Source organism: Streptococcus jiangjianxini, assembly GCF_040225085.1.
GTDB lineage: Bacteria > Bacillota > Bacilli > Lactobacillales > Streptococcaceae > Streptococcus > Streptococcus jiangjianxini.
Genome location: NZ_JBEHGL010000009.1, coordinates 1 through 14050, shown reverse-complemented (window position 1 = coordinate 14050; position 14050 = coordinate 1). Strand labels below are relative to the sequence as shown.

At 39.0% G+C, this 14050-nt stretch carries 10 protein-coding genes and 1 other RNA gene; 8 read left to right on the top strand and 3 right to left on the bottom strand.

What is annotated here, in order from left to right; translation table 11 throughout:
- Positions 1–16 precede the first annotated feature (16 nt).
- Positions 17–1048: an extracellular solute-binding protein gene (locus ABP870_RS05005; protein ID WP_350014372.1), complete on the top strand. Its 1032-nt coding sequence runs from the start codon at positions 17–19 to the stop codon at positions 1046–1048.
- Positions 1049–1413: 365 nt separating this feature from the next.
- Here the strand turns inward: ABP870_RS05005 and pbp1a are convergent, their stop codons facing one another.
- Positions 1414–3660: a penicillin-binding protein PBP1A gene (gene pbp1a / locus ABP870_RS05000; protein ID WP_350014371.1), complete on the bottom strand. Its 2247-nt coding sequence runs from the start codon at positions 3658–3660 to the stop codon at positions 1414–1416.
- 1 nt (position 3661) lies between these two features.
- Positions 3662–4261, bottom strand: a complete 600-nt coding sequence (recU, locus tag ABP870_RS04995; protein WP_350014370.1) for a Holliday junction resolvase RecU — start codon at positions 4259–4261, stop codon at positions 3662–3664.
- A gap of 78 nt (positions 4262–4339) precedes the next feature.
- Here recU and ABP870_RS04990 point away from each other — a divergent pair, with 78 nt between their 5' ends.
- From ABP870_RS04990 to ABP870_RS04970, 5 genes are all read left to right on the top strand, one after another.
- Positions 4340–4858, top strand: a complete 519-nt coding sequence (locus ABP870_RS04990) for a DUF1273 domain-containing protein (protein WP_350014369.1) — start codon at positions 4340–4342, stop codon at positions 4856–4858.
- A 125-nt stretch (positions 4859–4983) separates the two neighbouring features.
- On the top strand, positions 4984–5337 hold the full coding sequence (gpsB, locus tag ABP870_RS04985; protein WP_350014368.1) for a cell division regulator GpsB: 354 nt from the start codon (positions 4984–4986) through the stop codon (positions 5335–5337).
- A gap of 14 nt (positions 5338–5351) precedes the next feature.
- Positions 5352–5724: RNase P RNA component class B (gene rnpB, locus ABP870_RS04980), an RNA gene on the top strand.
- Between the two features lie 69 nt (positions 5725–5793).
- On the top strand, positions 5794–6951 hold the full coding sequence (locus tag ABP870_RS04975; protein WP_350014367.1) for a THUMP domain-containing class I SAM-dependent RNA methyltransferase: 1158 nt from the start codon (positions 5794–5796) through the stop codon (positions 6949–6951).
- An 11-nt stretch (positions 6952–6962) separates the two neighbouring features.
- Positions 6963–8438: a cell division site-positioning protein MapZ family protein gene (locus tag ABP870_RS04970; RefSeq protein ID WP_350014366.1), complete on the top strand. Its 1476-nt coding sequence runs from the start codon at positions 6963–6965 to the stop codon at positions 8436–8438.
- Between the two features lie 40 nt (positions 8439–8478).
- Here the strand turns inward: ABP870_RS04970 and ABP870_RS04965 are convergent, their stop codons facing one another.
- Positions 8479–8961, bottom strand: a complete 483-nt coding sequence (locus tag ABP870_RS04965; RefSeq protein WP_350014365.1) for an S-ribosylhomocysteine lyase — start codon at positions 8959–8961, stop codon at positions 8479–8481.
- A gap of 151 nt (positions 8962–9112) precedes the next feature.
- Here ABP870_RS04965 and ABP870_RS04960 point away from each other — a divergent pair, with 151 nt between their 5' ends.
- Together ABP870_RS04960 and ABP870_RS04955 are read left to right on the top strand one after the other, a co-directional pair.
- The gene (locus ABP870_RS04960; protein WP_350014364.1) at positions 9113–10723 is read left to right on the top strand and encodes a ribonuclease Y; all 1611 of its coding nucleotides are present in this window, start codon (positions 9113–9115) and stop codon (positions 10721–10723) included.
- A gap of 928 nt (positions 10724–11651) precedes the next feature.
- On the top strand, positions 11652–14050 hold a 2399-nt coding region (locus tag ABP870_RS04955; protein ID WP_350014363.1), incomplete at its 3' end, for an IdeS/Mac family cysteine endopeptidase.

Below are 14050 nucleotides of genomic sequence, written 5' to 3'. Positions count from 1 at the left end.
GGAAGGGAGGCGTAGCTTGCGTAGACCAAGAGTGCTTGTTAAGCTAATCAGCATAGTTACCTTACTGCTGTTACTGGGAGTTTTCTTCGTCCAAAACAGCTATTTGTCATCAAAAAGCTATACGAAATCATCAACTCTTACCATATACTCTCCTAATAGTCCGACATTGCTGCGAGAAATGATTCCAGCTTTTGAAAAAAAGTATGGCATTAATGTCGAGCTTATTGAAAATGGGACGGGAGAGTTGATGAGTCAGATCCGACAAGGTTTTGAAAAAACACCAGATGTTTTTTTTGGAGGTATTTATACGCAATTTACCAATAATGAAGACTTGTTTTTACCTTACCGATCAAAAGCAGTAGCTAAATTATTAGAAGATTATAGAGACTCGAGTACGATAGCAACGGCTTATACGATTAATGGCAATGTCTTATTAGTGAATAAAGATTTAACCAAGGATATGACTATTGAAAGCTATCAAGACTTACTTAATCCCGAATTAAAAGGTAAAATTGCTTACGCTGATCCAAGAAGCTCGTCCAGCGCTTTGTCTCAATTGACGAGTATGCTAGTGGCTAAAGGTGGTTATGAAAGTGAGTCGGCATGGTCATTTGTTAAGAAATTAACTGATAACTATGGCAAGGTTTCTCCAACAAGTTCTTCGGCTGTTTATCAGTCGGTCGTTGATGGGAAGATGGCAGTTGGCTTGACTTACGAGGCGCCCAGTTTGAAATTAGTAGAAAATGCTGCTAACGTGAGACTTGTTTATCCCAAGGAAGGAACTGTCTTTGCGCCGTCTTCAATGGCGATTTTAAAAGGAGCCACGAATCTTGAAAATGCTAAATTGTTTATCGATTTTATGGTATCCAAAGAAGCACAGGATGCTTTAGGAAAACTAACTACCAACCGCCCTATTCACAAGGAAGCCAAACTGAATCCAAGTATGAAACCCTTGGAAAACATTAAAACTATTAAAGAGGACTATGATTATGTCACCAACCACCAATCGATGATTCTTGAGCGTTATGCTAAACTTATTCCAAACTAACCACGGCGTGAACAAGGACACTAATTTTGTGCTAAATGATTTCTCAAAAGCTTTGGGCCTAGTAGGTTTCTAAAATAACCATTGCTATGTCAGCGTTAGGGAAATCAGGTCCAACCTACTGGCAAAGTGTCATCATTGAGATGCTACACTATCGAAGACAGTTGGCTTTGTTAGTCATTGTGCTATGATAACTGTAATAGCTGCTCGTTTTTGGCATCTTAGATGATGACAACCTCTTTTGGCAAGTTAAGTAGGACACTAGCTAATCTTTTGAAATGTCGCTGTAGACAGAGACGCCTTTTATTTCGGGAATAAGCAGTTGTTAGATTAAAAAAATACTAGACCAATTGATCTAGTATTTTTTGTTAGTTTCCATTTCCGCCAGCAGCTGGTTGATTGTTGCCATCATTGTTGCTATTGCTGTTTTCTTGACCATTACCTTGGATCGTGTTTGATTGCTCAGTGTTTGGTGAAGGCGTATTGCTAGTATCTTGAGAGGGTCCTGCCGATGAACTATTGGATGTTGAGTCATTTTCAGAAGTATTTCCAGTATTATTAGAATTATTTCCTTCTGTGGTGTTACCATTGGTACCAAAGCCGTTACCGCTAGTTCCGTACGGATTAGAATAATAGTTTCGACGTCCAGTGTAGCTATTTAGATAAACATAACTACCGTTACGGTACAAACCATCGGGCATGAGCCAGTCTTCACTGTAACCGCCGGTGATATAGGACATCATCGTCTTATAGACGTCTGTGGCTATATTAAGCATACCTCCATAAAGAGGGATAGAACGATTTTTATAACCAGTCCAAACAGCCATAGCATATTGACTGGTATACCCGACAAATGTTTCATCAGGTGCCATTGTCCCCACAGCGCTATTATAAATACCTGTTTCTGCTTCAATTTTGGCTAACTCATCATCTGAGTATGATGAAGTTCCTGTTTTACCAGCTTGGTATAAGCCGCTGATGGCGGCGTTAGTTCCTGTACCATATGAAAGAACTGATTTCATCATATCAGTCATCATATAGGCTGTAGTAGCTTTCATAGCGCGTTTACCAGGTGCTGTGTAATCTTCTTTGGTTCCATCATTAAACTCAATGCGATTGATGTACATTGGTTCGTAATAAGTCCCACCGTTAGCAAATGCAGAGTAAGCAGCAGCCATTTTCTCACTGCTAGCACCATATTTTTGGTCAGAACTGCTTGTATTACTTGAAATCGCGTTAGAATAATGTAGTTCAGGATAATTGATTCCAAGGCCTTTCAAAAAGTTCAACGAATTTTTTAATCCAACCTCTTCGAGAGCCTTGATGGCAGGTACGTTACGTGATTCCTGAATGGCACGTTGAATGGTCATATTCCCATTATATTTACGATCCCAGTTATAGACTTGTTGGTCAGTACCAGGCCATGTGTAGTAGGAATCTTGAGTATTGGCAGAAGTAGCTGAGTAAACACCGTTCTCAATAGCTGGAGCATAATCCGTGACAGGTTTCATCGTTGAACCCCAATCGCGATCAGTCAGCACAGCTTGATTACTTCCTAGAGATACATTACTTTGATGTCGTCCGCCTAACTGGGCAACGACCGCACCATTGGTAACATCCATAACGGTAGATGCTACTTGGAATTTCTCATCTGGATAGTAGACATAAGTATCTGAATTGTAAATATCCCAGAGGAATTTTTGGAAATCAGAATTAATATTGGTGTAGACTTTTAAGCCAGCTGTGTAGACGTCTTTACCTGTTTTTTCTTTTACCTGTGAAATAACTTCTTTGAGGTAGTTGTCATAGTATGGTTCATAACTGGCCTCTTTTTTCAAGGTTTGCAAACCATCATTTACAGGAGTTGCAATCGCTGTATCATACTGTTCTTTATCGATTTTTTTCAACTCGTACATTTCTGAAAGAACTGTATCTCGCCGTTGTTTGGCCATTTCAGGATTGATATAAGGGTCGTACTGGCTTGGTGCCTGTGGAATACCAGCCAACAAAGCAACCTGGGCGATGGATAGGTCTTTTAAGTCCTTGCCAAAATACGACTTAGCGGCTGTTAGCATACCATAGTTACCATTTCCCATATAAACTTTGTTGATATAGAAGGTTAGAATTTCTTCCTTGGTGTATTCTTTCTCCATCTTGTAGGCCAGCCAACCTTCTTGAGCTTTGCGCTTAAGGTTTTGGTCAGACTTATTGGTTGAAAAATAAGCAAGTTTAATCAATTGTTGGTCAAGGGTTGACCCCCCTTGGGTTGTATTACTCGTTAAGTTATTCCAAGCGGCCCCCATAATCCGATAGATGTCGATACCACGGTGCGCGAAGAAACGATGGTCTTCGATAGAAGTGATCGCATTGACCAGCTCAACAGGAATATTGTCGGCTGTAACGTTCTCACGCTTCTCGGCTCCTAAGTCGGCAATGAGATTGTTGTCGCTATCGTAAATGAGGCTAGATGTAGTGGATTTTAACTTAGCTTCAGATAGTTTTGGAGCTGTGCTCGCATAGAAGATGAATAGAAGACCTCCAATGACAACTCCTGAGATAGCAAGGCCAGCAATCCCTAATAGGATATACTTAGCAATTTTTGAAATGTTATTCATTCTAGATTCCGCCTAAAAAATTTTGTTCAATAATGTCAAGATAAGGAACTTGAGGGAAAGTTGATAGTTTAATAGCATAGCCATGTTTTTGAATATAATCTAATGGCATGGATCGTTTACCTCCTTCAGCCTGATAAAATGCGATCAAGTGACTGGCAGGTAAATAATAGGTTTCTTTTAATGTTGAGAAATGCATCAACACAAAACAAATCCCTTTCTGGTCGATGACATTCTTCATATGATTAATCTGATGATCATGGAAATTTTTCAAAGGCATGGCTGTCTTTTGTCTAGTTTCTTTAGCTTCAAAGTCAATGTAATGACCCTTATAAACACCAGAATAATCTGTTGTTGATGCTTGCCTAAAATACGCTTCGACAATTTTTGCTCGACTTCTTTTGGGATAATCAACCTTAACAATCTGGACCGGTGTTGGTTTCTTATGGATAACAGCAACACCATGTGTTAAGTAATAGTCATTGGTTGCGTTGATAGCGGTTTCAAAAGACATCCCTCGATTGGCAAAATTAATATTGGATTCCTTTTTCGAAGAAGGTAAGTGTCGTGTTTTTTGAGAAATCCTATGAGGATAGTTAACCATATTTCTCCTAAAATCTTTTAAATAATGGTAAGATAAACACGTATCATTATATCATATTTTTGAGAGGACAACAAAATTATGACCACTCTTTTAGTGGCTGGTTATCGCAGTTTTGATTTAGGAATTTTTAAGGAAAATGATGAACGTATTGCCGTCATCAAAAAAGCCATTAGACGAGACTTGGAGCGATTTTGTTCAGAAGGATTGAAGTGGCTTATTTTTACAGGTGAGTTAGGGTTTGAGTATTGGGTTTTAGAAGTTGCTAAAGAATTGAAGGAAGATTATGATTTGAAGCTAGCCACCATATTTTGTTTTGCCAATCAAGGTGACAATTGGAACGAAGCTAATCAGATGAAATTATCGGCCTTTAAACAAGTTGACTTTGTTAAATATAGTTTCGATGCTTACGACAATCCTGGTCAATTCAAGCAATATCATCAATTTTTACTTGCCAATACCGATGAAGCTTATTTATTTTACGATAGTGACCATGAGACAAATTTAAAATACTTATACCACATGATGCGGAAATCGGATTATAAAGTCACTCAGTTACGATTTGATGACTTAAATGACATTGCTATGGAAAATGAATAACAAATCCCCTGATATGGGTGGAAAATACTTGCTTTTTGTGTTTAAATTCTGTATCATAGCTTATGATTGAATGATTATTTTAATCGTATTTTATCAGTAGAATGACGAGTGTTGGAGATGAGAGAATGACCAGTATTATTAATACCCCCAAAAAAATCTTTGAAAAAGAATTTAAAACGGCTATGCGTGGCTATGATAAGCGCGAAGTTGATGAATTTCTAGACGATGTGATCAAAGACTACGAGGCCTATGCTAGTTTAGTTGAGGAATTGCAATCAGAGAATGATCAGCTAAAGGCTCGTTTGAAAAAAGTCACTTCTCAACCACAGGCTAGTCGAACTGCAGGAGTTAATTTGGCGCAGAGAGGTGCTGTGGGTGGTTTGCAAAATCGTACGGACAATCCGGTGACTAATTTTGATATCTTGAAGCGTATTAGTCGGTTAGAAAAGGAAGTTTTTGGAAAACAAATCACGGAATAGAGTATTCCTGTGTAATTTTCGGATAATCGCGTAGTATAAGAATACTATGAGGAAAGTCCATGCTAGCACTGGCTGTGATGCCGGTAGTGTTTGTGCTAGGCGAAAAAATAAGCCTAGGGACGTGTCGACGATGCGTTACGGCAGGTAAAATGGCTAAGTCCTCTGGATATGCCTCAGTAACCTTGAAAGTGCCACAGTGACGAAGTTTTTAGGGAAACCTAAAAAGTGGAACGCGGTAAACCCCTCAAGCTAGCAACCCAAACTTTGGTCGGGGCATGAGATAGCTGGAAGACGAACAGAACTATCTTAACTGCTTTAGCAGTAGACAGATGATTATCGAGGAAGTTGGTTCCTAGTCAGCTTCTGAACAAAACATGGCTTATAGAAAATTACATAATAGGTTTAGCTAGCTTAGGCTAGCTTTTATTTAACAGTAAAAAAGTGAAAGAAGTAAAAATGAAAGAAACATTTGAATTGATCGCCACAGCAGCAGCTGGGCTTGAAGCAGTTGTGGGACGTGAAATCAGAAACTTAGGAATCGACTGTCAAGTCGAAAATGGCAAGGTTAGATTTCAAGGAACTGTCAGGACTATTGTAGAAACTAATCTATGGTTACGTGCTGCGGATCGTATTAAAATCGTGGTTGGGCAATTTCCAGCTAGAAGTTTTGAAGAATTATTTCAAGGTGTTTATGGCTTAGAGTGGGATCGTTATCTACCACTAGGTTCAGCTTTTCCGATTTCCAAAGCAAAGTGTGTCAAATCGAAACTTCATAACGAGCCAAGTGTTCAAGCTATCAGTAAAAAGGCTGTTGTCAAAAAACTTCAAAAAATTTACCATCGTCCAGAAGGTGTGCCTTTGATAGAGAACGGACCTGAATATAAAATTGAAGTTTCTTTACTAAAAGATGTGGCTACTGTTATGATCGATACAACTGGTTCAAGCCTTTTCAAACGCGGTTATCGGGTAGAAAAAGGAGGTGCTCCTATTAAGGAAAATATGGCAGCAGCTATCCTGATGCTAAGCAATTGGTATCCTGACAAACCCTTGATTGATCCAACCTGTGGGTCTGGGACATTCTGTATAGAAGCAGCGATGATTGGGATGAATATCGCACCAGGATTTAACCGAGAATTTGCTTTTGAAGACTGGTCTTGGGTATCTAAGGAATTAGTCCAAAAGGTTCGTGATGAAGCAGAATCAAAGGCAAACTATGATATTGAACTGGATATCACTGGTTCTGATATTGATGGTCGTATGATTGATATTGCTAAAAAGAATGCAGAAGAAGCTGGACTGGCAGATGTTATCAAATTGAAACAAATGCGTCTTCAGGACCTAAAAACTAATAAAATCAACGGAGTTATCATCTCAAATCCACCATACGGTGAGCGACTTCTTGATGACAAAGCTATCAACATCTTGTATAATGAAATGGGTCAAACCTTCGCGCCATTAACAACTTGGAGCAAATTTATTTTGACCAGTGATGAAGCTTTTGAAACCAAGTATGGTAGCTTAGCGGATAAAAAACGAAAATTATATAATGGTACTTTAAAAGTCGATTTGTACCAATATTTTGGCCAACGCGTCAAACGAAAAGAGGCTAAATAGAGAGGACTTGTATGACCAAAGAAAATGATAATTTAGACTTTGATAAGGCTAAAGATTTAACGGTTGGTGAAGCTGTCAGAAAAGATGCTGAAATCAAAGCGGGTATAACCAACGAAGATAGTATCTTAGATAAGTATATCAAGCAGCATCCTGATGAAGTAGCATCTCAAAAATTTGAAACTAGAGAAGTCAATTTAGAAGACCTAGATACGGCGACTTTAGATGACTTCATTAAAAAGCAACGGGCAGAAGTTGAACAGGACTCGATTGACTCAGAACCTGGTTTAGCGGCTTCGGAAGTAAATGCAGACGGGGCAATAATGGCACAAGATCCGGTAGATGACAATGCTGACGAGCAGGAGGCAGTTGCTGATATTTCTACAGAGCCTGAAGATGATTTTATTTTGAAAGATTCTAGTGACTTGGATGACAAACCTTTCTATAAGAGGAAGGTACCTATTTTATTAGGTTTGTTATTACTCCTTTTAAGTATCTTTGGAATCAGCTATGGTGTCAACCAACTTAATCAAAAAGAGGCTGCTTCAAGTTCCTCAACAACTTCAAGTAGTAGCCGCAAAGCGTTGGATGCATCTGGTAAACATGCCACGGCTCAATCTATTAAGGATAACGAAGCTTTTGGAGAAATGTATAACGGTTTCTTTACCGATGACAAGGCTGTTAAACTTAAAAATAGTGAGTTTGGAAAACTTCCTGAGTTAGAAATAGCGCTTAAAAAACTAGAAGGTACAAAGTTTTATGATGCTGCTAAAGAAAAATATGATAACTTGAAGGAGCAAATTGATGGTATTCAAGCTGTCAATGCCAAATTTGACAAGGCAGTCATTGTCGATGGGGAGTTAGTTGATTCAGCCAAACCTAAGGTGGATGCTAATTTTGATGATCTATCAGTTGGAACCTTAAACACAGGTAATGCAAGTTTAGATAATTTATTGCAAAAAGCTGTAAAAAAAGGTAGAGATGACTTAAAAGGTGTTAAGGATAGTAGTGCTGTTGAAGCAGAAGCTAGTCGTCAATCAAGTGTTGCTGCTAGCGAAAGTGCATCAAAAGCCGCTGAAGAAGCCGCAGCTGCTTCTCGAACAGAGAGCCAAGCTGCAGCGCCATCTCAAAACAATCAAGAAGCTTCCCAAACAGCGCCTGCTGCGCCATCCTATGGTATTTCTGGTTACGATGCTGCTAGCTTACAGCGAAATCTCAGTCGTGTTCCTTATAATGAAGCAGCTATTGCAGATTCTGGGAATGCTGCATGGAACTTTGCTCCTGGTGTTTTAGAGACTGTTGTTGGAAAAGCTCAAGCTCGCGGCAATATTTCAGGAAACAACTATATTCTTGAACGTGTTAATATTGTCAATGGTAATGGTTACTACAACATGTTTAAACCAGATGGCACCTACTTGTTCTCGATTAATGCTAAAACAGGCTACTTTGTTGGTAATAAACCAGGAAATGCGGATAATCTTGACTATTAGGTTGATAGAAAAAAGAGGGAGTCCCCTCTTTTTTGCTATTCTAAACGATATGACGCTCAAAGGCATTATCAGAAATCCCTTTTTCTAAGATGACTTTTGCCCATTCTTTAGCAGAAAAAAGGCTATGGTCTTTATAGTTTCCACAAGATTCGATGGTTGTACCAGGGACATCATCCCAAGAAGTAACGTTGGCAATTTCTTCTAGCGATGATTTTATCACTTTAGCGACTTCAGTGGCCTCTTGTTTGCCCCACATAATCATGTGAAAACCTGTTCGGCAACCAAAGGGTGAACAGTCAATCAAGCCGTCCATACGTTCACGGATAAGTTTGGCAAGTAGATGTTCGATGGTATGTAACCCAGCAGTTGGGATGGCATCTTCGTTGGGTTGAACCAATCGGATATCGAAATTGGTAATAACATCACCAACTGGACCGGATTCTTCAGAAATAAGTCTTACATAGGGTGCCTTAACGATAGTGTGGTCAAGTTCAAAACTTTCAACAATAACTTCTTTTGACATAAGCGCCTCCAATTCTTTTTTATATGCTTATCATATCATAATTTGGTGAAGAGGTCTTTCGCTGATTTTTCATTGTGGAAAGGCTTAAAATATGATAAACTTAAAAGTGGTTTTGACTATATTAAAACCTTAGAATTTTGAGGTAAATAAGATGTTAGGAATTGTTGTTTTAACATTGATTTTTGCCCTCATTGGTTTAGTTGTTGGTTACGCTATCATGACGATGAAGATGAAATCTTCAAAGGAAGCAGCGGAATTAACATTATTAAATGCTGAACAGGATGCTGTTAATCTGCGAGGGAAAGCAGAGATGGAAGCCCAAGCGATTCGTCAAACAGCTGAAAGAGAAAGTATTGCTCATCAAAAAGAGCTTCTCCTCGAAGCAAAAGAAGAAGCGAGAAAATATCGAGAAGAAGTTGACCAGGAATTTAAAGCTGATAAACAAGAGCTGAAAGAAAGAGAAAATCGTTTAACAGAACGTGCCTATTCGCTCGACCGCAAGGATGAAAATTTAGCTATAAAAGAAAAATCACTCGAGTCTAAAGAACAAAGTCTTTTTGATAAATCTAAACATATCGATGAACGCGAAAATCAAATTAGCAAAATAGAGGATGAAAAGCGTGCCGAACTGGAACGTGTTGGTCATATGACCATTGCAGAAGCGCGTGAAGTCATCTTGATGGACACGGAATCTAAGTTGACGCATGAGATTGCAACTAAGATCCGCGAAGCAGAGCAAGAAATTAAGGATAAATCGACTAAAATTGCCAAAAATTTGCTCTCTCAAGCTATGCAACGCATGGCTGGTGAGTATGTTACCGAGCAGACTATTACGACAGTCCATTTACCAGATGACAGCATGAAAGGTCGTATTATTGGACGTGAAGGTCGCAATATTCGTACCCTAGAAAGCTTGACTGGAATTGACATCATCATAGATGATACACCAGAAGTGGTTGTTCTTTCTGGTTTTGATCCTATTCGTCGCGAAATTGCAAGAATGACTCTAGAAGCCTTGATTGCTGATGGTCGTATCCATCCGGCTCGAATTGAGGAACTTGTTGAGAAAAATCGTCAGGAACTGGATAACCGTATCCGTGAGTATGGTGAAGAGGCTGCTTATGAAATTGGTGCCCCAAACCTTCATCCTGATTTGATTAAAATTATGGGACGCTTGCAGTTTAGGACATCGTACGGTCAGAATGTTCTTCGTCATTCAGTTGAAGTTGGTAAACTCGCTGGCATCATGGCTGGTGAACTAGGTGAAAATGTCTCGCTTGCTCGTCGTGCAGGTTTCTTGCATGATATGGGAAAAGCCATCGATCGTGAGGTCGAGGGAAGTCATGTTGAGATTGGTACAGAATTTGCTCGCAAATATAAGGAAAATCCAATCGTCGTCAATGCTATTGCAAGTCATCATGGCGATGTTGAACCAGATAGTGTTATCGCTGTCTTAGTTGCAGCAGCAGATGCTTTGAGTTCCGCACGACCAGGCGCACGAAACGAATCAATGGAAAACTATATCAAACGCCTACGTGAATTAGAAGAGATTGCTTCTAGTTTTGATGGCGTTCAAAATAGTTTTGCCTTGCAAGCTGGACGTGAAATCAGAATTATGGTTCATCCTAAGAAATTAAGCGATGATCAGGTAACAACCTTGTCACATAAAGTTCGGGAAAAAATCGAAAGCAACCTAGATTACCCAGGAAATATTAAGGTAACCGTTATTCGAGAGTTCCGTGCTATTGACTATGCTAAATAAAACATACTTTGTCGAATGTAGGGTATGATAGCAATTAAGAAGAGAATCACATATGGTTCTCTTTTTTTTGTTTAAAACGGTGATCGTGATCGTTTTAAAGTGCCCAGGAATAAAGTATATCGAAAAAATTCTCTAGTTCACAGTGGAGTGAGTCCCAATCGTTAGATTTTCCGTCTAACTTTTGGGGAGCAGTCCATATTCAGGAGTTATATTAAAGAGGCTGCTTAGTTTTCGATATTAATCTGATGACTTTTGATTATTTGTTTTTAGCAGAAAATACCATAATATTTTAATGTAATTGTTTCTTGTTAGACGCTTTGTACGATATTTTATCGGAGTGTATAAGGAGATGTTACAATAATTTCTTTTAAAGTAGAATAGATAGGGTCAAAATCATGCTGGTTAGATTTATTTTGACAGTTAAACACTTTCTTATGGTGAAAAGTCCCAGTCGATACCTCAGAATAATTTTCTGATGAATCGCGTGGGTAATGATGAGAGCAGAATTTAAGTGGATTGCCAAGTAGATCTTGAGCTTTGAGGCTTTAGTAACTTGAATCACTGATATATTTCAAATAGTTAAGATGTAAACCTTAATAGTTTAAACTCATTGGAAGGGATAAGGATTAAATTTAGAATCTATATCTATTGGTGAAATACCTTCTCTAACCTTTATAACAAAAGCCTATCATCATTGTATTAACTAATGACACGTTATAGCTGATGGCCAAAAAGTATGTCTTTTCATTTAATAATATTGACACAATAGTTTATTAAATCGTATCGGTAGCAGGTCGGTTAATGTTTAATTATTACTATTTTTAATGTATGTGTTTTTTATGTAATTTTATTATATTTTTATTGCATCTCTATTCTAATATGTTATTCTAAATGATAGAAAACATCGAAAATTGGAGGAATATATGTTATGTATAACAAATTAGTGAAACATAAGATTGGACACTTTAGAATGTGGAAATCGGGAAAACAGTGGCTTTTTGGCGCAAGTGTCTTAGCTATGCTTGTTGTTGGAAGCGCTACCCCTGTGTTGGCACATGAAACGGAAGCAACTGAGAACCTTTTGGCTAATGGAAGTAACATAGAGCAGACCACCTTGGTTCAAAATCAAGAAAATCTTGTTCCAGAAGTTACACCAGCACCGGAAGTGGCGCCAGAACCAGCAGTGACACCAGAATCAGAGAATTTAAACTCTGATCCGATTAGTGAAACAAGTGATGTAGCCCCTAACCAATCGCAAGAAGTAGATAATAACTCGCCGGTTGCCCCACAAGAACCTATTGCGGATGCTTCCACTACTACTACAGCTATTGAAGAAACTGTACCGAAACCTGAGCCTTTGAAATCGGGTGAAGAGAACAAAACACCTCCAACTATATCAGAGCATCAAGAATGGACTCATGGGGTATCGAAGCCCAATAAGGATGAATTGACATGGCAGAAAGAATATTATCAAGGTTACTATACTGCCCCTTATAAAGAGGGAAGCCGTCTTTTTGATGCCAATAAAGAGTTTAGTGCAAACAGCCGCGATTTTGGTTTGTGTTCAGCAGGTGTAGCAGCTAACATGCTCCATTGGTGGCTAGCTAATAATAAAGATAATGTGGATAGATATCTAGATGAATCTGCCACAAATGGAGTTGTAACACCAGATAATCATAAACCGATTGATTTGCGAGAGCATCGGAACTATGAGGGAGAACATAAAAGTCAACTTTTTGATTTGTTTAAGACTTATTTTTCAAAATCTGTTTATACTCATAGAGTGTTAGATCTATTTTTTAGTGGTTACCCAGATACCCGTAACTATGAAGTAAATAATGAAGTAGATTATCAAGCAAAAGAAACAAGTGGGAAGTTGGACCATCGCGGCGGTTTCTTTAAAGAGGTTTTTGAACAGAAGCTACTCACTAGCCGAGAAGAAGTGAGCGACCTTGCGTCCCTTGGTAGCAAGATCAAACAGGCTTTGAAGGCAAAAAAAGCTTTGGCGGTGGATTATCTGTTCAATAAGTACAGAGGACACATTGTTAACGTTTGGGGAGCTGAGTTTGATAAAAGTGGAAAACTAACTGCGCTCTATGTAACGGATACAGATGATCATACGGCTGTAATTAATGGGAAAGGTAATACCTTACAAAGTTTAAAACGCTACACAGTTGTTGAAAGAAAAGGAAAAGCATATATTTCTAATAATTATGATAAAACAGGTGGGGTGGCTATTAGAAATCTATATACCTTAGATTTAGGTGAGCAGCAGTGGAAGGATTATTTTGAAAAAAGCAAGAAAGAACGTGACAAGGCTACACAAATAGGTCCCAAAACAAAGTTGACAAGTGTGACTTCGTCTTCTACAACACCAGACTTTCCAAGTGTTCCAGAGACCCCTCGTTCAACTGATACTGAAGTAGGTCCTAAAACGAAGTTGAAAGTTTCTACAGGTGATACCAATGATTCGTCAACAGCTCGCGTGGTTCCATTAACTGATTCTAATGTAGCGATTGGTTCTAAAACAGAGCTTGTTCCACAAATCCCTACTGATACTCCATCGCAATCAAATACAGAAATCAACACGAAGTCTGAATTGAAGGTTCCGGCCAAGACTAATGATTCAAAAACTGACATGGAAATCCCACGAATCCCAGAGATTCCACGCTCTACGGCTACACAAATAGGTCCTAAAACGGAATTGACAAGTATGAATCCCTCTTCATCAGCTCCAGTTGAGCCAATTGTGCCAGAGATCCCCCGTTCAACTGATACTCAGATAGGTCCCAAAACCGAGTTGAAATTCTCTACAGGTAATGCTGAAGATACCTCAACAGACCGTGTTGTTCCGTCAACTGATTCTGATGTGGCGATTGGTTCTAAAACAGAGCTTGTTCCACAAGTCCCTACCGATACTCCAGACCAATCAAGAACAGAAATCAACACGAAGTCTGAGTTGAAGGTTCCGGCCAAGACTAATGATTCAGAAACTGACATGGAAATCCCACGAATCCCAGAGATTCCACGCTCTACGGCTACACAAATAGGGCCTAAAACCAAGTTGAAATTCTCTACAGTTAAGACTGAAGGTTCAACAACAGCTCGTGTTGTTCCGTCAACTGATTCTAATGTAGCGATTGGTTCTAAAACAGAGCTCATTTCACAAGTCCCTACTGATACTCCAGAACAACCAAACACAGAAATTGGCACGAAGTCAGAGTTGAAGATTCCGGAGACCCCTCGTTCCACTGATACTGAAGTAGGTTCAAAAACCGAATTGAAAATCCCTTCAGATAAGGCTAAAGATTCAACAACAGCTCGTGT